Source organism: Pseudomonadota bacterium, from assembly GCA_016711215.1.
Classification (GTDB): domain Bacteria; phylum Myxococcota_A; class Polyangia.
Genome location: JADJTL010000002.1, coordinates 575342 through 597592, shown reverse-complemented (window position 1 = coordinate 597592; position 22251 = coordinate 575342). Strand labels below are relative to the sequence as shown.

At 71.3% G+C, this 22251-nt stretch carries 16 protein-coding genes; 9 read left to right on the top strand and 7 right to left on the bottom strand.

The window, feature by feature from the left end:
* Positions 1-10 precede the first annotated feature (10 nt).
* The gene (locus IPL40_07465) at positions 11-643 is read right to left on the bottom strand and encodes a pilus assembly PilX N-terminal domain-containing protein (GenBank protein ID MBK8481000.1); all 633 of its coding nucleotides are present in this window, start codon (positions 641-643) and stop codon (positions 11-13) included.
* Positions 643-4680 carry a VWA domain-containing protein gene (locus tag IPL40_07460; GenBank protein ID MBK8480999.1) on the bottom strand — a complete coding sequence of 1346 codons (4038 nt, stop codon included), beginning with the start codon at positions 4678-4680 and terminating at the stop codon, positions 643-645. The genes IPL40_07465 and IPL40_07460 overlap by 1 nt, the downstream gene beginning before the upstream one ends.
* Before the next feature lie 407 nt (positions 4681-5087).
* On the opposite strand from IPL40_07460, the gene IPL40_07455 reads away from it, so the two are divergent.
* Positions 5088-5837, top strand: coding sequence for a hypothetical protein (locus IPL40_07455; GenBank protein ID MBK8480998.1), 750 nt, complete (start codon positions 5088-5090; stop codon positions 5835-5837).
* A complete protein-coding gene (locus IPL40_07450; GenBank protein MBK8480997.1) occupies positions 5834-6871 on the top strand; it encodes a peptidylprolyl isomerase in 1038 nt (345 codons plus the stop codon). Before IPL40_07455 ends, IPL40_07450 begins: the two co-directional genes overlap by 4 nt.
* Before the next feature lie 79 nt (positions 6872-6950).
* On the opposite strand, the gene IPL40_07445 is transcribed toward IPL40_07450, so the two are convergent.
* The gene (locus IPL40_07445) at positions 6951-8297 is read right to left on the bottom strand and encodes a hypothetical protein (protein ID MBK8480996.1); all 1347 of its coding nucleotides are present in this window, start codon (positions 8295-8297) and stop codon (positions 6951-6953) included.
* A 183-nt stretch (positions 8298-8480) separates the two neighbouring features.
* Here IPL40_07445 and IPL40_07440 point away from each other — a divergent pair, with 183 nt between their 5' ends.
* Positions 8481-9881, top strand: a complete 1401-nt coding sequence (locus IPL40_07440; protein ID MBK8480995.1) for a hypothetical protein — start codon at positions 8481-8483, stop codon at positions 9879-9881.
* Positions 9878-11293: an MBOAT family protein gene (locus IPL40_07435; protein ID MBK8480994.1), complete on the top strand. Its 1416-nt coding sequence runs from the start codon at positions 9878-9880 to the stop codon at positions 11291-11293. The genes IPL40_07440 and IPL40_07435 overlap by 4 nt, the downstream gene beginning before the upstream one ends.
* Before the next feature lie 26 nt (positions 11294-11319).
* Here IPL40_07435 and IPL40_07430 read toward each other — a convergent pair whose 3' ends face one another.
* The gene (locus IPL40_07430) at positions 11320-12033 is read right to left on the bottom strand and encodes a Spy/CpxP family protein refolding chaperone (GenBank protein ID MBK8480993.1); all 714 of its coding nucleotides are present in this window, start codon (positions 12031-12033) and stop codon (positions 11320-11322) included.
* Between the two features lie 159 nt (positions 12034-12192).
* Positions 12193-13632, bottom strand: coding sequence for a hypothetical protein (locus IPL40_07425; GenBank protein ID MBK8480992.1), 1440 nt, complete (start codon positions 13630-13632; stop codon positions 12193-12195).
* A gap of 189 nt (positions 13633-13821) precedes the next feature.
* Between IPL40_07425 and IPL40_07420 the strand changes: the two genes are divergently transcribed.
* From IPL40_07420 to IPL40_07410, 3 genes are read left to right on the top strand one after another with little or no spacing between them, the layout of a single operon-like run.
* Positions 13822-15063: a GNAT family N-acetyltransferase gene (locus IPL40_07420; GenBank protein ID MBK8480991.1), complete on the top strand. Its 1242-nt coding sequence runs from the start codon at positions 13822-13824 to the stop codon at positions 15061-15063.
* On the top strand, positions 15060-16280 hold the full coding sequence (locus tag IPL40_07415; protein ID MBK8480990.1) for an ATP-grasp domain-containing protein: 1221 nt from the start codon (positions 15060-15062) through the stop codon (positions 16278-16280). The genes IPL40_07420 and IPL40_07415 overlap by 4 nt, the downstream gene beginning before the upstream one ends.
* Positions 16262-17110 (top strand): metallophosphoesterase, encoded by an 849-nt coding sequence (locus tag IPL40_07410; protein ID MBK8480989.1) that lies wholly within the window; start codon positions 16262-16264, stop codon positions 17108-17110. Before IPL40_07415 ends, IPL40_07410 begins: the two co-directional genes overlap by 19 nt.
* Here the strand turns inward: IPL40_07410 and IPL40_07405 are convergent.
* Both IPL40_07405 and IPL40_07400 read right to left on the bottom strand, forming a co-directional pair.
* On the bottom strand, positions 17101-17859 hold the full coding sequence (locus IPL40_07405; protein MBK8480988.1) for a hypothetical protein: 759 nt from the start codon (positions 17857-17859) through the stop codon (positions 17101-17103). The two genes, IPL40_07410 and IPL40_07405, sit on opposite strands and share 10 nt — an antisense overlap.
* 117 nt (positions 17860-17976) lie before the next feature.
* On the bottom strand, positions 17977-18426 hold the full coding sequence (locus tag IPL40_07400) for a hypothetical protein (GenBank protein ID MBK8480987.1): 450 nt from the start codon (positions 18424-18426) through the stop codon (positions 17977-17979).
* Between the two features lie 346 nt (positions 18427-18772).
* On the opposite strand from IPL40_07400, the gene IPL40_07395 reads away from it, so the two are divergent.
* Together IPL40_07395 and IPL40_07390 are read left to right on the top strand one after the other, a co-directional pair.
* Positions 18773-20839, top strand: a complete 2067-nt coding sequence (locus tag IPL40_07395) for a terpene cyclase/mutase family protein (protein MBK8480986.1) — start codon at positions 18773-18775, stop codon at positions 20837-20839.
* Positions 20840-20868: 29 nt separating this feature from the next.
* Positions 20869-22245, top strand: a complete 1377-nt coding sequence (locus tag IPL40_07390) for a cytochrome P450 (GenBank protein ID MBK8480985.1) — start codon at positions 20869-20871, stop codon at positions 22243-22245.
* The last annotated feature ends 6 nt before the right edge of the window (positions 22246-22251 follow it).

Sequence of the window (22251 nt, the reverse complement as noted above, 5' to 3'; positions counted from 1 at the left end):
CTTGTTGGCCTCACGGGCCCGCGATCGTGGTCTGCCCGCTGTTGCTGCCGCCGGAGTTGAGCCCGGCCTGCGAGTAGTCGGGGACGGACCCGGGCCCACCGCCGCCGCCGACCAGGAGCATCGCCTCGATCGTCACGACGCTGACGCCGTCGGCGCCGCGGCCCTCGGAGCGGACGATCACGCGCCGGTCCGTGTCGTCGAAGCGCCCGCCCGGCTGCGCGGCCTCCGCGGGATCGTTGCGCACGAAGAGGGTATAGCGCGCGGCGCTGACCACCGGCGCCAGCGCCGCGGTCTGCGTGGCCGCGGGCATCGCGTGCTCCATCGGCGTGGCGCCGTCGCAGAGGACGTTGCCCTTGCCCGTGGGGTCGTCGAGTGTCGCGCCGCAGCTGCCGCCGGTCGTGCCGCCGAGCAGGTTATCCCACGCGGTGCTGGCCGCGAGCACCGCGCGCGCGCGCTCGATGCCCGCCTCTGCCGCGTACATCGCCTCCTGACGCCGCGCCATGCTGCCGGTGACGTGGGCGCTCTGCGAGCCGAGCCACATCGCCGAGAGGCCGAGCCCCACCAGCAGCAGCGTAATCATCACCGCCAAGACGAGCGCCGAGCCCGCCTCGCCAGCCTCGCGCCTGCGAACGCCCCCTCGCATCACGGCACCTCTCTCCAGCTCCCGACCATCACCTCGGCCGGACCAGGCACGCTGCCCGTGCCGAGCGGTCGGCCACCGAGGCTGACCACGGTCGCGCGTTGCGCTCCGCTGCCCGAGATCCCCAGCGCCACGTCGATACCACCGCCGACGATTGTCAGCCCGGCCGCGCGGCCGTCGTACTTATGCACCGAGAGCAGCCGATTCGGCGGGTTGACGCCGGTGTCGATATGGAAGCGAAAGACATACGACACGCCGCTGGCGCAGGGCTCATTGTCGGGCGGCGGGTCATAGACCGCAAAGAACATCTCCATCCGCGCCGGGGCGTTGCCCGGATCGTTCTTGACCATCAGCGGTGCCGCCACCGGGCGCGCCCGCGTGCTCGGGCAGTTGGGCGCGGCCGCGCCGAACTGCGTGCAGATGTCGGCGAGCGCGAAGGAAAGGAAGGCGGCGTCGTTCTTCAGCACGTAGACCTTCCCCTCGACGCCCGCCTGCTCGACTTGCTCTGCGGCCGAGCCCGACACGGCGACGAGGTAGGTGCCAGCGCCATCCTCATAGACGGCCGGGCTGTAATAGAAGGGATGCTCGGCGCCGGCGGCGATCACATCGCTGCGACCGGTAGCCGCGCCCAGCGGGTATTTGGTGACGCGGCCTAGCAGATCGGCCTGATAGGTCGCCACGCCGATGTGCTGGCTGTCGACGAGCCCCGCGGTGTCGGCGATCACGGCGTAGTCGACGAGCGGCGCGCCGGCCGAATGGAGCGTCGGCGGATCGTAGCTGGTGTAGGCTGCGCCCGAGGTCGGCCGCAGCGGGGCGAAGTGGAAGTAGTAGTTGCCCTGGTTGGCCGGCGCCGGGAGCAGCGGGGGATAGCCGCTGCCCATGCTCATGTGGGCGACCTTGGTGCCGGCCGTCATGCCGAAGAACATCGCCGGCACGGACCAGGTTTCCCCGAGCTTATCCTCCAAGCCGCTGCCGCTGACGTGCGAGTGGCCGACGACGCGGAAGAACGAGCCGCTGGGCGAGCAGGCGGCGGAGGTGCAGACCACCGGGTTGGTCACGTCGAGCACGACGAAGGCGTTATCCGAGGCGCCCATCGTCAGCACGAGGTTGGTCTGCCAGGTGCAGGTCCCGCCCGTGCAGCTCGGCACATCCTGGACGCGCGGGCTGCTGCCGAGGATCCAGCGGAACTTCTCCGGGTCCTCGTCCTGGCGCTGCGGCGCGTTGCTCGCCGCCCAGAGGTCATAGACGCGCGGCAGCAGGTTGGGCGGCAGGTAGGCGAAGACCTCGGCGCCGTCGCGACCGCGGAAGGCGTGCAAGAGGCCGTCGTGCGAGGTGACGTAGATCAGCGGCTCGCGGGCGCTCACGGTCAGCCCGGAGTAGCTCGGCACCTCGGCGCCGATGGTCGCGGGCACCGAGTTGAAGATCGGTGAGAGGCGCCAGTTGCGCCCCTTGCCCGCCACCCAGCGCAGCATGTTCTCCTGCTGCGCCGGCGTGCCCGGCAGCGTCTTGCCGGTAGCCGCCACCGCCGCCAACACGGCCGTGAGGTTGGCCGTGCCGTCGGCGTTGAGGATGGCGACGGGCGCGCCGCTGTTGATCGTCGGATAGCCGGTGTAGATGCGACGCGAGGCGAAGCCGACGTCGGCGTTGGCGCTATAGAGCTGGCTGCCCGCGTCCCAGGCCATCGCCGGCCCGCCGGAGGCCGTCAGATCGAAGGCGCGGAGCTGCCCCTCCCACTCGGGGAACTTCGTCGAGGCGATGATCGCCATCGTGCCGACCGAGGTCGTGGTGTTGGCCACCCCGAGGCTGGTCGTGACGTAGTCGCCGCTGACGGCCTCCGTGATCGCCGCGCGAATATCGCGCTCGAGCTCGACCTCGCTGGTCGGCGCGTAGGCCGAGGCCGGCACGTTGTTGTTGAGTCCATCGGCGCCCTGATCGGCGATCTCGTTCAGCTCGGTGTAGCTATCGAGCCCGGGGATGCCGACGGCGAGCGTCTTGATCGGGTTGTCCGGATAGCCGGAGTAGACGCCCAGCTCGTTCCAGCCGCTGAAGTTCGAGCTCGCGCGGCCGCCCTGATAGAGCTTGCGCGCCACCACCTCGGGGTCGTCCGAGATGCCGCTCGAGCTATTGGACTGGCCGTCCGTGACGACGATCGCGAAGCGTCGGCGGCAGGGCGCCGCGTAGTCGATCTGGTCGGGCGCAAAGGGTGAGGTGCCGCGCTGGCGCGCCAGGAAGTGGTCGCCGGCGGCCTTGATCCCAGCCGAGGTCGGGGTGCCGCCCAGCGGGTAGATGCCCCCGTCCTTGGCGTTATTGAGCCGGCGCATGATCTGATACACGGTGGCGTCCTGGAATGACTGCTCGGTGCTGGGATCCAGCGGCACCTCTACCTGCGCGGTTGCCGCGTAGTTGATCTCCTGCGAGTCACCGGAACCTGTACTGGCGTTACCGGCCGAGAAGCGGCGGTAGACCCAGTTGGTGCCCGTGCTGTCGGTCCACTGCGGCCCGCGATAGGCCGGGGTCGTCTGGCAGTTGGGTGAGCTGCAGTAGTAGCTGGGGCTGGCGAGCACGGTCTGCTCGTAGGTATAGTAGCTGCCGAGATACTCCCACGACGAGCAGCCATAGGCGTTGGTGGTGTGGGCGCGGCCGACGGCCGACCACTGCCAGCGCGCCTCCTTGGTGCCGTCGCTGGTGCAGCGATAGAGGCTGTCCTTCAGCTTATTCGTCGCCGAGATGCTGCTGCTGGTGGGTACCAGCGAGAGCAGCGTCAGGCGGGTGCCGGTCCAGCTCGGCGTGGCGGCTGCGCGATCCCGCCAGCCGCAGTCCTCGCTCCCCGGGTCGCAGCTCGGCTTGGGCGCCTCGTTGACCCAGAGGTTCAGCGCCTTCAGCTCGGTCTCGGTGAAGAGGGTCGTCACCGACTTGGTTGGCGCCGGCGTGCAGGTCGCCGGCAGCGGCGAAGGATTGCTGTTGCAGCTCGAGTCGCAGGTGGGCGCGGCTGCCGGCGGCGGGCAGTTGCAGGTGGCGTTCTTCCACTTGAAGCCCGAGAGGAAATGCCAGCCCTTCTGCTTCTTGCAGCGGCAGTCGTCCCGGTCGGCGTTGGCCCGGAAACACTTATTGCTCAGCGAGTAGCCGGCGCCGGCCGCCGAGCAGTCGCAGCAGTCGGCGTAGACGTAGGTGGTGCGTTTGCAGGTGCAGGTGGCGCAGTTCGCGTCGTTGGTGCAGCTCAGGGTCTGGCCCGCGGGGCAGCTACAGCAAGGGGGCGAGCCGACCTTCTGGCAGGTGCGGGTGGCCGCGGGGCAGGTGCAGTTATTCGTGCCACCCGTGCAGACAGTCGGTATTCCGCAGGTGGGATCGCCGAGCGCGTTGCAGCTATTGCTGACGGCGTTGCGCGTACCACCGCTCACCTTAGTGCACTTGCAGCGCCCGCTCGTCCAGTAGGGACCGTAGTCGGTGCTGGTGCAGAGCGCCGAGCCGCAGTTGTCCGAGGTGCACTGTGCGGTATGCGTGCCCGGCAGCAAGCACTGGTTGCAGTTACAGGAGTCATCGCCCCTGTAGTACTGGTAGTAGCCCGTGTTGGTGAAGGTCACGAGGCCAAAATCGGCGGCGGAGCGCAGCCCCGGCAGCAGGCCGCGCAGCACGCGCTTGACGCTATACATTCGGCTGGCGCCGCTGGAGGGCGGGCTGTTGTCCTTGTCGCAGGAGGGCGCCGAACCGGCGCTCGCCGAGCTGTTGCTCGTAATATTGCAGTCCGCGCTCGAGTTCGCCGCGGTCTCGTTGCCCGTGCACACGCCATCCTGCGTCAGGTCGGTGATGTTGAAGAGGTCCTGATTGCAGTCGGTGCCGAGGTTCTTCCAGGAGCCCGTCGGATGCCAATGCATCGACCCCGAGGTGTCGAGCACCAGGACGATCTCCGGTTTGCGCATCCCGCTGGTGATGACCTGGAGCGGGGTCGTCTCGGCATGAAGGCTCAGCGGTGCCAGCAGCAGCAGCAGCAGCAAAACGCGCGGCACACGACGCACGCCCTGAGCATTGGAACGCTTCGCCATGACGACATCCTCCCTCGGCGCGACGCCGGCGCATAATTCGGCCACCATGAGGCCTGCTCGTGCAGCATTCGCGGCGGTAGTTACGCATCCTAACATACAACCTTTGTGCCGGGCAAAAAACCCTTTAAGCCCGGCGCTCCGGGGAAGCCGAAGGGCGACCCATTCGGCAGCAATGGCGGCCATCTCGCCGGCAAGGCGGCGGACGATCCGTGCCCTCGCCGCCTCGACTTCTATGGAAATGTTTGCGTACTGGCACGCAAACATTTCCCGATCGTCGGGTCCTCAGGCTCCTCCCGGCGTCGGCGCCAATTACGGGCGCGACCGGCGCGCGCATTCGCGCTAGAGTCCCACCCCGCCGGCCGGCTTGGCAGTGCGCCCGGGCGCTGCCGGCGGTTCGCCCGAAGTCGATGGCCCAAGAGACGACGCCCTCCCTGACGCTGAATTCAGCCCGCCCGCGGCCGGGCCGGCTGCTGCCCTGCGTTCGCGTCGGCACCCGCGCGGCGCCGCTGCGGGCCCTGCTCGCGCGGGCAGTCCTCTGGCCAACGCTCGCCTTGGCAGCGGCCTGCGACCCTGCCGAGCCGCGCCCCGAGCGGCCGGAGCGGCCGGCTGCGGCGGGGAGCGCAGCCCCCGCCGCGATCGCCGACCCGGTCCTCGCCACCCTTGGAGCGCGCCGCCTCAGGGCCAGCGAGCTCAGCGCGACGCTGGCGGAAGAAGCGCCCCATGTGCAACTCCGCTTCAGCTCGCCCGAGCGCAAGCGGCGGCTGCTCGATGAGCTGATCAAGCTCGAACTGCTGGCGGACGAGGGCCGGCGCGAGGGACTCGAGCGCGACCCGGCCGTCGTCCGCCAGGTCCGGCGCGCGCTGGCGAAGCGGATGGTGCACGAGCTCGAGGGCGAGCTCGTCCCGATCGAGGCCTTGACCGAGGCGTTGACCGAGGCGTTGACCGAGGCGGAGGTCGCCGCCTTCTTCGAGCGGCAGCGCGCCCGCTATCATCCGCGCCCCTTGGCCGAGGTCGAGCAGCAGGTGCGCAATGAGCTGCTGGCGGAGAAGCGCCGCCTCGCCCTGCGCCGCCATCTCGATCAGCTACGCGCCCGCGCCACGATCGAACGTCATCTCGATCGCCTGGCGGGCCTGCAAGCGCACGAGGCCAAGCCATGAAGCAGTCCTTCGCCGGAGGCGCTTGCCGGCCGCGTCTTAGCGGCCTTCTGCGCCGGGCTCGTCTGTCGCGCGCGTCGGCGCTGCTGGCCCTGGTCCTGACGCTGGTCACCGCCGTCCCCGCGCGCGCGCGCGTGATCGAGCGCATCGTCGCCGTGGTCAACGACGAGATCGTGCTGCTCAGCGAGCTGCAGTCACGCATCGGGCCCTTCCTTGCTCAGATCGCCTCGGTGCCGGACGCCGAGCAGCGCAAAGTGCGCGCGGCGCAGCTCCGCAGCCAGGTGCTCGAGCAGATGGTCGACGACAAGCTGATCGCGCAGCAGGCGCGGACGCATAAGCTGACCGTCGAGGAGGCCGACCTCGAGCGCGCGGTAGACGAGGTGATGCGGCGCAACAACCTGACGCGTGAGCAGCTCACCCAGGCGCTGGCGCAGGAAGGCCAGACGCTCGCCTCCTACAAGCAGCAGATGTTGCGGCCGCAGCTCCTGCGGCTCAAGGTGCTCAACGTCCAGGTCCGCTCCCGCGTCGCCGTCAGCGACGACGAGCTGCGCGCGCTCTATCAGCACAACCTGCGCGCGCTCGACGTCGAGACCAAGGTGCAGGCCCGGCAGATCTTCCTCGCGGTGCCGCCGGCGGCGCTGCCCCAGCAGGTCGCCAGCAGGCGGGCGCTGGCCGAGCGCCTGGCTCAGCAGCTCAAGCAGGGGGCGGACTTCGCCCAGCTCGCGCAGCAGTACTCCGACGACCCCGAGACGCGCGCCAAGGGTGGCGAGCTGGGGACGCTGAGCCGCGGCATGCTGCCCGTGACCATCGAGGACGCGGTCTTCAGCGCCAAGGGTGGCGAGCTGCGCGGGCCGCTGGCGACGCCGCGGGGCTTCTACCTGATCCAGGTTACCCACCGTGAGGACTCGGCGGCGCGGCCCTTCGAGGAGGTGCGCGAGCAGCTCCGCGACCAGCTCTACGCGCAAAAGATGGAGCAGGCGACCAAGAGCTGGCTGCGCGAGGTGCGCAAGAAGGCCTTCATCGACCTCAAGCGCTGAGGCCTCCGCCCGCTCACGAGACGCCCAGCCGTGGCGGCCTCGGCGGCGTTCGGGCGTGGCGGCGGGCGCGCGCGCCGGCTCAGTCGCGGTGGCGCTGCCAGCGCGCGAAGCCCTGCGAGAGCGCGGCGAAGAGCTGCTCGCCGAGGCGATGGTAGCCGGCTGACGTCAGGTGCAGGTAGTCACGCATCGCCAGCGGCGGGCTGGCGTCGGCCCAGGCGAAGACGGCGCGCTCACCGCCCATCGCCGCGCGCTGATCCCAGAACGCGCAGCCGGCCGCGGTCGCGCTGCGGCGCTGCTCCTCGATCAGCGCGGGCAGCAGCGCGGGCGCTTGCCAGCTACCGTCGCGCCCGCGGCGCGCCTGATCCGTCACCCCAAGCACGAGGCAAGCGGGCCGCGCAGGGCCGCCGGCCAGACTGAGCAGACGCTGCAGGGCCGCCGAGAAGGCGCGCGCAAAGCCCTCGCGGGTCAGGCCGCGCGCATCGAGCTCGTTGCTGCCATAGGCGAAGATCAATAGAGCGGGTGCCAGCTGCGCGAGCTCCGCGGCGAGCTGCGCCTGATCCCACTGGAGCAGGCTATCCGCGCGCGCGCCGTTGATGCCCAGGCCATCGTAGACGAGGCCACCCTTCGCGCGCGTCAGGTCGACGCCAAAGAACCGCACCTCGCCGCCCTGTGTACGCAGCTCGAGCTGGCGCGTCGGTCGCGGTAGCGTGAGGGCGGCACGGACGGGGACCTTCTCAGCCCCCGCGGTCAGCCAGCGTCCGAGGCGCCGGCCCTCGCTCCAGAGCTCGAAGGCGCCGCCGCCAGGCTGCAGCAGGTAGGAGAGGGTGAGGCGATCGACGGCTTCGCCCTTGACCTCGACGCTGGCGCGCGCGGCACCGCGCGCATGGACGCTGATGCCCGCCGCGCCGAAGAAGGCATCGCGAGGGCGCGGGTGTCCGCGGCGATAGCGACTCCACTGCCGCTCGGCGCGCCAGGCCCCCTGCGCTGCCAGCCGCGCGCCGCCGTGCTTGTAGCTGCGCCAGGGCCCGCCGACCAGCAGCAGGCCAGGACCGCCATCGCCGAAGCGCTGCTGCCAGAGGCGGCGCAACCCGTCGCCGAGCCAGGCCGCCGCGACGTGCGAGTCTCCGAAGTGGACGATCCGCACCGTGCCCTGCACCCCCTCCGTCAGCGCCCCGAGGCGTGCGTAGAAGGCGCCCAGGTGCGCCTCGCCCTCGAGGGCGACGGCAGCGCCAGCGCCAGGCGCTGCCGTCGCCGCCAGCCGCGCTGCTGCCGTCGCGGCTGGCGCGGCCCGGCCGCCCTCCGGCGGTGTCCGGTCGCCCTCCGGCGCGGCAAGGGCCTGGCCAGCCATGCAGGCCAGGAGCGCCGCGCAGGCGCCGCGCAGGCGGCGAATTTGCTCCAGCGACGCTGGCGTTGTTAGCTGTCTCATCGCGCCCTCATCACGGTCTCATCACGGTCTCATCAGGCGTAACGCTAGGCCTGGCCATGCCCAGGACCCCACTTGTCCAGCCTCCCGGTCAGGCCAACCATGAGCCCAACGATGAGCCCAACGATCAGGTCAACGATCAGGTCAACGATCAGGTCACCAGGCGCCGACAGCCAGGTTTCGCGCGTGCTGCTCCGCGGCCCGGCCGTGCTCCGTTGCAAGACAGCACGGGCGCTCTACGGCTGCTGGGCCCTGCTCGCGCTCGTCGCCACGCTACCGACCCCCCTGCGTTCACTGCTGCGCCAACGGGCCGACGCCCTGAGCAGCGCCGGCCCCGCCGCGCTGGCGGGCTCGGCAGGCGGGCCGCCGAGCTTGCCCTTCGCTCCGTCGCCCCAGAACCCAGCGGCGGCGCCCGACCCCGCCGCCGTGCCGCTGCCGGCTGCTGAACCCGAGCGCGTCCAGGCGATCGAGGATCCGCGAGGGGCCCTGCAGCCCTATTTCGTCGCGCTGGAGGCGCTGCAGCGCACGCGCCAGGGCGTCGTCCGCGTGCTGCACTTCGGAGATTCGCAGATCGACCTCGACCATGTGACGGGCCCCCTGCGGGCGATTGCACGGCAGCGCCACGGCGATGGCGGCCTGGGTTATGTGCCCGCGCTGCGCCCTTGGCCCTGGTTCTACCTCAATGGACTGACGCTCGACGAGCAGGGCAGTTGGGAGCGCCTGCGGCTCAGCGGTGGCAGCGGGGTCAGCCGGCGACGGGATGGCCGGTTGGGGCTCGGTGGGCTGGCGGCGCAGACCGTCGCCGGTGGCGCGTCGGCGCAGCTCGCGCTGGCGGCGACCGAACGCGCCAGCACGATCACCCTCGCCTATCTCGCGCAGCCCGGCGGCGGCACGATCGAGCTGCGCCTCGATGGTCGTCGGGCGGCGCAGCTCAGCACCTCGGCCGCGCGCCCGCAGGCGGCCTGGCATACGCTCAGCGTCGACGACGCGCGCCACAGCGCGACGGCGCGCGCCAGCGGCCGCGTACGCCTCTTTGGCTTCGTCTTCGAGCGCCCCGGGCCGGGCATCACCTGGGAGAACCTCCCCCTCGTCGGTACGCGCTTTCATCAGCTGACGGGGATCCACGCGGAGCATTGGATCGAGCAGCTCGCGCAGCGGCGGCCCAACCTCGTGCTCTTTCAGTTCGGCGCCAACGACACGATCAGCTGGGGCGCCAGCCTCGCCCAGTATGCGGCGCGGGTCGGCGAGGTGCTCGACCGGCTGCACCGCGGCGCGCCCCAGGCCGGCTGCCTGATCGTTGGGCCCCTCGATCGCCTGGTGCGCGAGGGCGGCGGCCGCTTCGTCGCGCCACCGACCGTGGCGCGGATGGTGGCGACGCAGCGGACCATCGCCGCGCACCACCGCTGCGCCTTCTGGGACGCACGCGAGGCGATGGGTGGGCCGGGCGCCCTCAGCCGCTGGATCGCGCGTGGCCTGGTGCGCAAGGACCTGCTGCATCTCAACGAGCGCGGCGGCCGCGCGCTGGCCGAGCAGCTCGATCGCGCGCTGCAGCAGGCAGAGCATGTGGCGCGGGTCGCGCCGCGATGAGCTTCGCCACGCTCGAATACGCGCTGCTGCTGACCGCGGTGTTCTTGCTCTATTGGGCCTTCGGTCGCCGATCGGGCGCGCGTCTCGCGCTGCTCTTCGTCGCCAGCTACGTCTTCTATGGCTGGTGGCGCTGGTCCTTCTTGCTCTTGATCGCCGGCTCGACGCTGATGGACTGGGCCCTCGGCGCGCTGCTGGCGCGCCCGCGCCCCCAGGCCGAGCGGCGCCGTTGGTTAGGCGTCAGCGTCGTCGGCAACCTCGGCCTGCTCGGGCTCTTCAAGTACTTCGATTTCCTCAGCGGCAGCGTCACGGCGCTCCTGCGCCAGCTCGGTTGGCGGCGCGCGCCGGCGCTGCGCCTGAACCTGACCTTGCCCCCCGGGGTCTCCTTCTACACCTTCCAGTCGATGAGCTACACGATCGACATCTACCGCGGCGAGCTGCAGCCGACGGCCAATCCGCTGCTCTTCGCCGTCTTCGTCGCCTTCTTTCCCCAGCTCGTCGCCGGCCCGATCGTGCGCGCGCGCTACTTTCTTCCGCAGCTCGAGGGCGATCCAGCGCTCGAGCTGCAGACCGCGACCCAAGGCCTGCTCCTGCTCGCGATCGGCTTGATCAAGAAGCTCGTGATCGCCGACCTCTTGGCCCTCAACCTCGTCGATCGGGCCTTCGAGAGCCCGGGCCTCTACACCTCGGCAGAGCTGCTGCTGGCCGTCTACGGCTATGCGCTTCAGATCTACTGCGACTTCTCCGCCTACAGCGACCTCGCGATCGGCTCCGCCCTGCTGCTCGGATTGCAGCTACCGCAGAACTTCGACCAGCCCTATCGGGCCTGCGATCTGCGCGACTTCTGGCGCCGCTGGCACATCTCCCTTTCGACCTGGCTGCGCGACTACCTCTATGTCCCCCTGGGCGGCTCGCGTGGAACGCCGCTGAAGACCTACCGGAACCTGCTGCTGACGATGACCCTCGGTGGCCTCTGGCATGGCGCGGCCTGGACCTTTGTGCTCTGGGGTGCGCTCCACGGGCTGGGCCTGGCCCTCAGCCGGGCCTGGCAGCGCTGGCGCGGCGCCCGCCCAATCGGCCCCCTGCGGCGCCTGCTGGGCACGCTGGCGACCTTTCACTTCGTTTGCCTGGGCTGGGTGCTCTTTCGCGCGGGCGATCTCGGGCAGGCCTGGGCCATGCTGCGCGGCCTGGCGCGCGCCACGGGCGGCACCGCTAACGTCACGCCGCTGCTCTGGGGCTGCCTGCTCGCCGGCCTGACCACGCAGCTGCTGCCGGTGCGCTGGCTCGGGCCGCTCGCGGGGCGACTGAGCGCGCTGCCGGCCTATGCCCAGGCCGCGCTGCTCGCCGCCGTGATCCTCGGCTGCCGCGCGCTCGGCACCACGGCGGTGGCGCCCTTCATCTACTTTCAGTTCTGAGCTTGGCGCGTCGGAGCGAAAGGCCGCTAGAGCGGCATCGTGCCGGCGCTGCCACAGCAATGCGGGGGCGGGTTGACGCCCTTTCCAGGGGCCGCCGCGGCGGAGCCGCCCGAGCCCATGCCCTTGGGCAGGCCGGCCGCCCCACCCGCGCATTTGCCACCGGCGCACTGCGGGCAGCCGCCGCAGGCGGCGCCACAGCCCGGGCCGTCGCCTGCTTCACCCTCCGCTTCGCCGCAGAAGGGGCAGCCGCCCTTGCCCTTGCCCTTGCCCTCGCCCTTGCCGTCGCCGGGACACGCGGCCCGCAGCTTCGCGCGCTGCGGCGGGGAAAGCAGGCCGAGGACCTTGATCATCGTCTTGATCCGCTCCTCATGAAGCTGGCCGCGGAGGCCCCGCACCTTGCGCAGCGCGTCGAGCACGGCAGCCTCCTGCGGCAGGTCCTGCGCCAGCAGCGCCCGCAGCGCGAGCTGCTGCTTCTGCACCTGGGCCCGCAGCTCGACGCCCTTGCCCATCAGCGCGGCCCGCAGCCCCTCCAGCTTCTTGATCTGCGCCTCGTCGAGGCCGAGCTTGGCCTTGAGCACGGGGGGCGGCGCGTGCATCAGCAGCCCCATGCAGGGATGCCCCGGCCGACCGTGAGGCGCCGCGCCCGGACCACCCCTACTCCTCTTGGCGGCAGCGACACCGCCGAGCAGCAGCAGCGCGCTGGCGGTGAGAAGAACCTTGCTCGTGAGCAGACGTTTCATTGCGCTCTCCCTTTCTGGGGTGCCGCGAGCGGTGCGACACCCCAGGCCTCGAAACCTCGCGCGCCCACCGCCCGGGCGGGTACAGAGATGCCACACTCCGCCGGTCGCGCAAGTTTGTCGCCGGGCGCGCATGAGCCTGTCTGTCTCCCACGCGGCCCGCTAGCGAAGGCCTCGCTCGCTCAGCTCGACCGTCGCCACCGCGCCCCCCTCGGGGCGATCGCTGAGCTCGAGCCGCCCGCCGTGCTCGACGACGATGCGCCGCGCGAGGCTGAGTCCCAGGCCGGCGCCCGAGGCCTTGGTGCTGAAGAAGGGCCGGGCGAGCGGGTTGCGCTCCGCGCCGCCGAGGCCCGCGCCCTGATCGAGGACGGCGAAGCGCACGAGGCCCGCGCCGCGCCGCACGCGGAGCACGACGAGCCGCCGGCCGGCGGCCAGCGCGGGCGGCAGGGCCGCCACGGCCTCGACCGCATTGTGGAGCAGGTGCACCAACACCTGCGTCATCAACGCGTCATCGGCGAGCAGGCAGCTCCCGCAGGCCGCCGGATCCATGATGATGGTGACGCCGGCGTGTGTGGCCTCGACGCGCAGCGCTTCAACGGCTCGCCCGGCGATCAGGTCGGGATCGACCAGCGCGAGGCGCGGTTGGCAGGGCGCGGCCAGCTCCTTGAGCCGCTCCACCAGCGTGCGCAGTCGTCGACCATCCCGAAGCATCATCGCGAGCTGTGGATCGCCCGGCTGCGCCTCGGCGAGCTGCTGTGCGCGGTGCTCGATGCTGGCTGCGGGTACGCCCACCGCCTCGGCCAAGACGCCCGCCGTGTCCGCAAACGCAGCCAGCGTCTCGTCGCGGAGCTGCTCGCGTTGTCGCGCGCCCGCGCTGCGGGCTACTCGGTGCAGCAGCAGGGCGAGGCTGAGCCCCAGCAGGGCCAGCACGATGGCCAGCGCGAGGCCCCAGCGCGCGGGCGCCAGCAGCGCGGTGGCGAGCGCCACCGGCACCGTGACGCGCAACAATCGCCGCTTGGCCTGCTGCTCGCGCCAGAGCTCCCCCGGCGACGGGGGGAGCGGCGGCGCTGCAGCGCCAGTCACCGTGCTCGCCTCGGCGCTCGGCTGCCACCAGTTGCCCGCCGGCTGGGCCGTGGGGAGCGTCACCCAATACTCGAGCACGATGCCGTCGGCAGCGCGCACGAAGCGAAGCGCGGGCTCCTGCGCGTGAAGCGCGGCGAGCATCTGCGCGGAGGGCGGCCGCGGCGCAGCCTGACGCCCCGGCCCCGCGGCGAGCAACCGCCCGTCGAGATCCGTCAGCACGATCTTCGCGGGGCCGCGAGCCTGCTCACGCAGCAGTCGCGAGAGCGCGGCCTCATCCCCGAGCGCGCCGCTGCTACGAGCCACCGCCAGCAGCCCGGCTGCGGCTGCCGCCGCATGCATGCGCAAAACAGAGCGCTGCGCGCGCTGTCCCGCGCGGTAGCCCAACCAACCGACCGTCACCGTGCTGGTGGCGAGGAGCACGCAAATCAGCAGCAGCGCGCGGCTCGCGAGCGCCTCCTCGCGGCCGGCTCGCCTCGCGCGCTGCCATCGCCCTCGCGGCCTCTCTGCTGGCGCGCTCATTGCCGTCGAGCCCTCGTTCCTCAGCATAGCGCAAGCGACCCGGGCGGCAGCCGGCGACACGCGCTCGACGCGCGGGGGAGGGCGCAGGCTCGCGCGGCCGCTGGCCGGTTAAACCCGCCGGCCGCGTTGGTCGGCCCGACCCATTCGGCGTAGAGTTGGCGCCTGAATGTGCGCGCAGGCCAAATCGCGATGGCGCTGAGCTTTGAAGTGCTCCGCGATGAGCATGCGCTGGCGGCCCTGGCGGGCGAGTGGTGGGCCCTGCTGCCAGCCAGCAGCGGCAACGAGCCGATGCTCAGCCCGCTGTGGCTGCGGAGCTGGTGGCGCGTCTTTGGTGGCAGCGATGGGCGCGAGCTCGCCGCTCTCGTCTGGCGCCGCGGCAGGCAGCTCGTCGGCGTGCTTCCCTTGCTGCGCCGGCGTCATTGGTATGGCGGACTGCTGCCCTTTCGCCGGCTCGAGCTCTTGGCCTCGGGTGAACCCGAGCGCGACGAGATCGCCTCGGAGTACCTGGGCCCGATCCTCGCCGCGGGCGAGGAGCACGCACTCGCGGTCGATTTCGCCGCACGCCTGGACGACGGCACCCTGGCGCCGTGGGACGAGCTCTGCCTGCCGGCGATGCGCGAGCACCAGCCCTGGGTCGCGTCGCTATGCGACGCGCTCGAGGCGCGCGGCCAGCCCTACGAGCTCTCGACCCAGGACGAGGTGCACTACGTGCCGCTGCCGGCGAGCTGGGACGCGTATCTCGCTGCGCTCAGCTCGCGATCGCGTTACCTGGTGCGGCGCTCCTTGCGTGATACGGAGCGCTGGGCGGGCGGCGAGCTGCGCTTCGAGGAGGTCACGCGCAGCGACCAGCTCGAGGGGGGCAAGGCGGTGCTGGCGGCGCTGCACGGCGCGCGCTGGGCGCCGGCCGCGGCCACCTCGAGCGCGGGCAGCGCAGGCGTGTTCTCCTCGCCGCGCTTTCGCGCCTTTCACGACGCGGTGCTGCCGCAGCTCCTCGAGCGGGGGGCGCTCGAGCTGCGTTGGATGCTGGCGCGGGGCGAGCCGATCGCGGCGCTCTACAACATCGTCTGGAACAACAAGGTCTACGCCTATCAGAGTGGACGCCTGCCCAAGCTTCCCGCTACCGTGCGCGTCGGCGTCGCGATCCACGCCGAGGCCATTCGCCGCGCGATCGCCTGCGGGCGGCGCGAGTACGATCTGCTCGGAGGGCCGGCGCGCTACAAGCGCCAGCTCGGGCTGGCCACCCGACGGCTCGTGCGCCTCCGCGTCGTTCAGCCGCGACTGCGCGAGCACTTGCGGCGGGCTGCGGCTTGGGCCGCCGCCGAGCCGCGTCCTTGGCACGGGGGCGAGCGCGGCGGGCCGGGCGCGCCAGAATCCGCCACCGCTAGCTCGTCGGCGCGCGGGAGTGAGGACGGCGCCGAGGACGGCGCATGACCACGAAGGCCGTCGTCCCCGCCGTGGTCTTCGGCGATATGGCCCTCGTGCGTCCGCTGGCGCTCGCGGGAATTCCGGCGATCCTGGCCTCGACCGACCCCCGCGATCTTGCGCGGCACTCACGCCATGTCGTCGACTTCTGGCCGCTCCCCGGCCTCGAGGGCGGCGCGGCGGCCCTCTCGGCCCGGCTCTTGGTCGAAGCGGCTGCGCCCTACGTGGCGCGCTACGGCAGGCGACTGCCCGTGCTCTACGGCAGCGACGAGAGCCAGAGCTTCGTCTACGCCCAGCGCGAGCGGCTCGCGACGGGCTTCTCGCTCTTGCTGCAGAGCGATGGCCTGGGCGAGGCGCTGCTCGATAAGTGGCGCTTCGCCGCGCTGGCGCGCGAGCGCGGGCTCTTGACGCCCCGCACGCTGGCGACGGCTGAAGACCTCGCGCAACACCTCGACGACCTGCGCCCCCCGCTGCTGATCAAACCCAAGCGCAAGGTCGACTGGGCCGCGATGCAGCGCGAGCTCTTCGGCGGCACCGGCAAGGCGCGGACCTTTCGCGACGCGGCCGCGCTGCGCGCCGATCCGATCTTTCGCCGCCATCACGATGCGCTCGTCGTGCAGGAGTACATCCCGGGCGGTGAGGCGCGCCTCTTCTCCTTTCACGGCTTCGCCGACGCGGCAAGCGAGCTGCTCGCCTGGTTCTGCGGCCGCAAGGTGCGCACCTACCCGCGCACCATCGGCGAGAGCGCGCTGATCGAGCTGGTCGAGCGCCCAGCGCTGGCCGCGCTCGGCCGCTCACTCGTCGCGCGGCTGGGCCTCTGTGGGCCCTTCAAGATCGACCTGATCCAAGACGAGCGCAGCGACGCCTACTACATGCTCGAGGTCAACGCGCGCTCGAGTCTCTGGCACTACCTCGGCGCCGTCCATGGCGTGAACCTGCCCGCGATCGCCCATCGCTATCTGACCGGCGGCGAGCCAGGCACCGCGCCTATGGCCAGCGCGCCGCGCCGGCGCTGGGTCAGCGCCTATCGCGACTACAAGGCCTTTCGCGAGCTGCAGGCGAGCGGCGAGCTCTCCGCCGCCCAGTGGCTGCGTTCGTTGGCCGAGCGACCGCTGATCTTCGAGGCCTTCGCCTGGGACGATCCGCTACCCGCGCTGGCGTGGGCGGCGGACTTCGCCCGCGGCAGGTTGCGCCGGAGCTGGGACCGATGGCGCGCTACGGGGTAATCGCCGACCTCCACGGTAACCTCGAGGCCTTGCAGGCGGCGCTGGCCTTCCTCGACCGCCGCGGCGTCGACGCGATCCTCTGCCTGGGCGACGTGGTGGGCTACAACGCCGATCCGAACGCCTGCGTGGCGATCTTGCGCCAGCGCGGCATCACGACGATCGCTGGCAACCACGATCGCATCGCCGTCGGCGCGCTCGGCCTCGCGCGTTGTTCGACGATCGCGGCGCATGCGCTGCGCCGCACGCGCCGCGCGCTCGACGCCAGCAGCCGGGCCTGGCTCGACGCGCTGCCCACGACCTACGCGCCGGAGCCCAGCCTGCTCCTGACCCACGGCAGCGTCGACGATGTCGAGCGCTACCTCTGGACCCCTGATGACGTGCGCGAGAACCAGCGCCTGCTGCAACAGGACCATGCGGGCGCGACCGTTTGTTTCTTTGGTCACACGCATCGGGCCCGGCTCTACCGCGGCGTCGGCCCGCAGGTGATCGAGCTGGCGCCCTCCGGCGAGCTCACCCTGCCGCCGGCGCCGAACGCGATCTACTTCATCAACCCGGGAGCGCTCGATGCTGCGCGCAAGGTCGCCGGCGACCGCTGGGCCGAGCTGGCGCTCTTCGACTCCGCGCGCGCCGTGCTGACCTTCTGCCGCTTGCGCTATGACCACGCGGCGAGTGAGCGCAAGGCCGCGCGCAGCGGCTACCGGCTGGGGGCGATGCGCCAGGGCTCAGGCTGGGTCCGCGGGATGCCCGGGCGACTGCTCGGGCTTGGCGGGCGGCGCCTGCGCGCGCTGTGGCGCCGGTGGGCCGGCAGCGCGCCGCGACCTCAGCGGTAGGCGGCCTCGAAGCGCCGCAGCGTGGCCGGTACGGCGGCGACGAAGGCGGGGACGGCGAAGGTCTTGCACAGCTCGGCGCCCGCGCCCCGGCAGAGCTGCGGCAGCGCGCGGCGTACGCGCCCTTCGAGCGCATGGCCGCGATCCTTGCCGCTCAAGAGCAGCGTCAGCCCCGGCAGCTCGGGCGACGCGTAGATCGACTCGAGCTTGGCCTCGAGCTGTAGTTGATCGAGGTAACGATAGGTCGCCTCGTCGACCAGCGCCGCCGTGGCCTGACCACGCGCCAAGGCGCGCAGCCCCTGCAGGGGGCGCGTCATCGGCCGCAGGAGCAGCTCCTGTTCGCGGAGCTTGCCGCCGAGCACGATGCGCGCGATGAAGCGCGCGTCGCTGAGCAGCGAGACGATCGGTTGCTTCGCCAGCGCGGCGAGCGAGCGGGGGCCGCCGCTGCGCACCAGCAGGTAGTAGCGCTGGGACTGGGCCGGCCCGAGGTGGGCGAGCGGCCGGAGGCCCCAGGCGCGCCGCTGCGCGAGGTAGGTCGGCAGGTCGGCGACGAGCAGCTTCGGCGTATCACGCCGATAGGCCGCCGCGCAGCCCGCAGCCTCGGTCTCGTAGACGCCGCGCAGCGTGTTGGCGGACCAGCCGCCGCTCTGCTCGAAGTGGCGCAAGAACTTGGCGACGACGGGGCCCGCCTGGTCGGCGGTGCCAGCGCCGCCGAGGTTACAGATCAGCAGCACGAGGATCTGGGTCGTCACGTTTCTCCCCTGGGGCAAGCTGGGTGGCAAGGGGGCGGGCGGCCCGCTCGGTTCAACGTCCCGATCGCGACCGCTCCGCGTGGAAGGGCCTCGCTCGGCAGCGTTCAGCAGCGGAAGCTACGGCAGGAAATCCTCGCTGAGAAGATCGATATCGAGCACCAGCGTGCGGCCGTCGTCGACCAGTGGCGTGCGCACGCCGGTCTCGACGACCGCTACATCGAAGTCGTCAATGCCGGTAAGCGTGAGCTCGTAGCTGCCCTCGGGCAGACCAAAGAAGTCGTTGGCCGTGGTCCAGTCGTCCTCGACGCAGCCCAGCACGGTCTCGCGCTCCTCCGGCCCGCTGGCATGGATCACCCAGCGGTCGATGTCATAGGCGGCGCAACGCGACGGTGCGTCGGAACCGAGGAGCGTCCAGTTGACCTCGAGGTCGGCGAGATAGGGGCCGCCGCGATCGGTGATCACCGGGCCGTCGCTTTCGACGATGCAGCCCGTTGCGGCGGTGGCGAGGAGCAGGGCGAGGAGCGCGAGCGGTAACCAACCCGCGCGCGCGACGATACGAAGCTGCATGATCGACCTCCTTTGACCTGCGGCCAACAACCTTGGCAGCCGTGCTGCCCTTCGCTGGCTGAGCACGCATCGTGCCAGCATTCTCGCGGCCCGGGGAGATCCTCGGCGCTCGCGAGAAATCGACCCATGATTCTCGCCGCATCGAGGCTCTTGGCGCGCCTCGCCTTGGGCGCACGGCGCGGCGAGCCCTGGTCGCGCTGTGACCGAGCCTTCACGCTCCCGCAGCCCCCGCACCCCAACCACACCCTAACCACACCCTAACCACACCCCAGCCATACTGCGCACCCAAACTCACTAGGGGTGGTGCTAGAGTACGCGGCAATCGCTAGGTAGAGGAGCCCGATCGATGCTTATCGCCGAGGCGCCCAAGGGGTCGCCCAAGCCACGGCCGCAAACGCTGGTCGAGCGCGCGAGCGCGGCGCTGGACCGTGGCGTGGCACAGCTCGGCACGCGGCAGGCCGCCGATGGCCACTGGCCCGGCGACTACGGCGGACCCCTCTTCCTGCTCCCCGGCCTGCTGATCGCGCTCTACGTCACGGGCACGCCGCTCTCCGAGCACCGGCGTCGGCGCATCACCGCCTATCTCTGGCATACGCAGACGCAAGTGGGCGGTTGGGGCCTGCACATCGCCTCGCCGGCGACGGTCTTCGGCACGGCGCTCAACTACGTCGCGCTGCGCCTGCTCGGTGTGCCGCGCAGCGAGGAGCGCCTGCGTCGCGCGCGGGCATGGTTGCTGGCGCAGGGCGGCGCGGAGGGCGTGCCCTCGTGGGGCAAGTTCTGGCTGGCGCTGCTCGGCGTCTACCGCTGGGAGGGCGTGCAGCCGGTGCCGCCGGAGCTGTGGCTGCTGCCGCGGCAGTTCCCGCTTCATCCGAGCCGGCTCTGGTGTCATACGCGAGCCGTCTATTTGCCGATGAGCTACCTCTATGGCCGGCGCTTCACCGGGCCGCAAACGCCGCTCGTGGCGGAGCTGCGCGACGAGCTCTTCACGCGGCCCTGGGATGCGCTCGATTGGCGGGCGCTGCGCGAGAAGGTCGCCAGCGGGGACCTCTACCAGCCCCTGACACCGACCCTCCGCGGGCTGCAGCGCGTGCTGCGCCTCCACGAGCGACGGCCCTCGGCGCTGCTGCGAAAGCGCGCCCTGACCTTCGTCGCCGATCAGATTCGCCGCGAGGATGAATCGACGGGCTACCTGACCATCGGTCCAGTGAGCAAGGCCTTGCACCTCGTCGCGGTCTGGCTCGCGGATCCCGAATCGGCGGCGTTTCAGCGCCATCTCGAGCGGATCGATGACTACCTCTGGGACGGCGCCGATGGCATGAAGATGCAAGGCTACAACGGCTCACAGCTCTGGGATACGGCCTTCGCGATGCAGGCCTTGCTCGAGAGTGGCTTGGCCACGCAAGCCGGGCCGTCGCGCGAGGTGCTGCAGCGCGCGCATGCCTTTCTCGACGCCAACCAGGTGCGTCAGGATGTGCCCGAGCGTGAGCGCCATTTCCGCGACGCGACGGCGGGCGCCTGGCCCTTCTCCACCGCCGAGCAGGGCTGGACGGTGAGCGACTGCACCGCCGAGGGGCTCAAGGTGGCGCTGCGCTGCGCGCCCTGGGTCGACCGGCCGCTCGACGACGATCGGCTGCGCCTGGCCGTCGATCGCCTGCTCGAGCAGCAGAACGCTGATGGGGGTTGGTCGGAGTACGAGCGCGCCCGCGGGCCGGCCTGGCTCGAACGCCTCAACCCGGCGGAGATCTTCGGCGACATCATGGTCGGGCACTCCTACGTCGAGTGCACCAGCGCCTGCGTGCAGGGGCTCGCGCTTTATCGACGAGAGCGACCCGCCGAGCGCGCGGCCGAGCTGGCCCGCGCCCTGGCGCGTGGCGCCGAGCTGATCCATCGGCGGCAGCGCGCCGACGGTAGCTGGTACGGGGGATGGGGCATTTGCTTCACCTATGGCACCTGGTTCGGCGTGGAAGGCCTGTTGGCGGCTGGCGTGTCGGCGGCCAGCCCGGCGATCACCCGCGCCTGCGCCTTCCTGCTCGGCAAGCAGCGCGCCGATGGGGGCTGGGGGGAGAGCTACCGCTCCTGCGTCGAGCAGCGCTGGGTCGAGGAAGCACAAACCCAGGCGGTGCAGACCGCCTGGGCAGTGCTCGCGCTGCTGGCTGCGGCCGAGCATGGTGCGCCGGAGAGCGCGACCTACCGCGCGGCGGCGGAGCGCGGCGTCGCATTGTTGCTTGCGCGCCAGCGCGCGGACGGTGGGTGGCCGCAGGAGGCCATCGCCGGGGTCTTCAACCGGACGTGCATGATCCACTACGACAACTACCGCGACGTCATGCCGCTCTGGGCGCTGGGACGCTATGTGCGGCTGGCCGGCGCCACGCTCAACAGCGGCGCGGGGGGCGAACCGTGCTCGAGAACCTGAGGACGCTGACACAACGGCTGGCGGGGCAGGTGCTGCCGGCATCGCGGGCCAAGACACCGCACCAGGTCAGCGGTGGGTTGCCCTACGTCGGCCATGTGGTCGAGTTCGGCCGCCAGCCGATCGAGCTGATGATGCGCGGCTTCCGCGAGCATGGGGAGATCTTCAACCTCTCGTTGGCGGGACGCACGGCGACGGTGCTGATCGGGCCGGAGGCCAACGAGGTCTTCTTCACTGCGCCGGAGAGCCAGCTCAGCCCGCGCGAGGTCTACCGGATGACCGTGCCGATCTTCGGCCGCGGCATCGCCTACGACGCCGAGCCCGAGGTGATGCGCGAGCAGCTGGGCTTCCTCATGCCGGCGCTGCGCGAGGAGAAGCTGCACGGCTATGCCGAGCAGATGGCCGCCGAGACGCTGGAGCACCTCGCGACCTGGGCCGAGGAGGGCGTGGTCGATCTGGTCGATGCGTGCACCGAGGTGACGACGGCGATCTCCAGTCGTTGCCTGCTCGGAAGGGAGTTTCGCGAGCATCTGAGCGCGGAGATCAGCACGCTCTATCGCGAGATGGAGCGCGCGCTGTCCCCGCTGGCCTTCTTCGCGCCCTATCTGCCAATTCCGCTCTTTCGGCGCCGCGACCAGGCGCGGGCGCGGATGGTCGAGCTGATCGAGCGGATCATCGCTGAGCGGCGGGCTCGGCGGGCCGAAGAGGATGACTTCCTGCAGGCCTTGATGACGGCGCGCTACCAGGATGGGCGCGCGCTGACGGAGGACGAGATCAGCGGCCTGCTGCTGACGGTGCTCTTCGCTGGCCACCGCACGAGCGCGGCGCTGGCGGCCTGGACCGGGGTGCTGCTGCTGCAGCACGCACACCACCTACCGGCGTTGCTCGAGGAGCAGCTCGCCGTGCATGGAGACGATGGCGCGATCAGCTTCGCTTCGCTGCAGCGGCTACCCTTGCTCGAGCAGGTGGTGCTGGAGGCCGGTCGGCTCCGGCCGCCGCTGGTGCTGCTGATGCGCAATGTCTTGCAGGACATCGCCTACAAGCAATACCTGGTGCCGGCCGGGCAGCTGCTGGTGGTCTCGCCGGCGGTCTCGCACCGCGATCCGATGACCTTCACCGATCCTGAGCGCTTCGATCCGGAACGCTTTGCCGCGCCGCGGCAGGAGGATCAGCGTCCCTTCAGCTTGATCACCTGGGGCGGTGGGCGGCACGCTTGCCTCGGCAAGCACTTCGCGCTGATGCAGGTGAAGGCGCTGTGGAGCCTTTGGTTGCGCGCGTTCGAGTTTGCGCTACTCGACGAACACCCCGCGCCCGATGGGCCGGGGCTGGTGGTCGGTCCACAGCGCCCAGCGCGGGTGCACTACCGACGGCGGCGACGGCCGCTGAGCGAGGTGGTGGGCAGCGACTAGGCGCGC

Coding starts and splice junctions, on each gene's coding strand:
- IPL40_07445 (MBK8480996.1), bottom strand. CDS start 8,297: ATGAGACAGCTAACAACGCCAGCGTCGCTGGAGCAAATTCGCCGCCTG.
- IPL40_07430 (MBK8480993.1), bottom strand. CDS start 12,033: ATGAAACGTCTGCTCACGAGCAAGGTTCTTCTCACCGCCAGCGCGCTG.
- IPL40_07420 (MBK8480991.1), top strand. CDS start 13,822: ATGGCGCTGAGCTTTGAAGTGCTCCGCGATGAGCATGCGCTGGCGGCC.
- IPL40_07435 (MBK8480994.1), top strand. CDS start 9,878: ATGAGCTTCGCCACGCTCGAATACGCGCTGCTGCTGACCGCGGTGTTC.
- IPL40_07400 (MBK8480987.1), bottom strand. CDS start 18,426: ATGCAGCTTCGTATCGTCGCGCGCGCGGGTTGGTTACCGCTCGCGCTC.
- IPL40_07460 (MBK8480999.1), bottom strand. CDS start 4,680: ATGGCGAAGCGTTCCAATGCTCAGGGCGTGCGTCGTGTGCCGCGCGTT.
- IPL40_07395 (MBK8480986.1), top strand. CDS start 18,773: ATGCTTATCGCCGAGGCGCCCAAGGGGTCGCCCAAGCCACGGCCGCAA.
- IPL40_07450 (MBK8480997.1), top strand. CDS start 5,834: ATGAAGCAGTCCTTCGCCGGAGGCGCTTGCCGGCCGCGTCTTAGCGGC.
- IPL40_07425 (MBK8480992.1), bottom strand. CDS start 13,632: ATGAGCGCGCCAGCAGAGAGGCCGCGAGGGCGATGGCAGCGCGCGAGG.
- IPL40_07410 (MBK8480989.1), top strand. CDS start 16,262: ATGGCGCGCTACGGGGTAATCGCCGACCTCCACGGTAACCTCGAGGCC.
- IPL40_07455 (MBK8480998.1), top strand. CDS start 5,088: ATGGCCCAAGAGACGACGCCCTCCCTGACGCTGAATTCAGCCCGCCCG.
- IPL40_07465 (MBK8481000.1), bottom strand. CDS start 643: ATGCGAGGGGGCGTTCGCAGGCGCGAGGCTGGCGAGGCGGGCTCGGCG.
- IPL40_07415 (MBK8480990.1), top strand. CDS start 15,060: ATGACCACGAAGGCCGTCGTCCCCGCCGTGGTCTTCGGCGATATGGCC.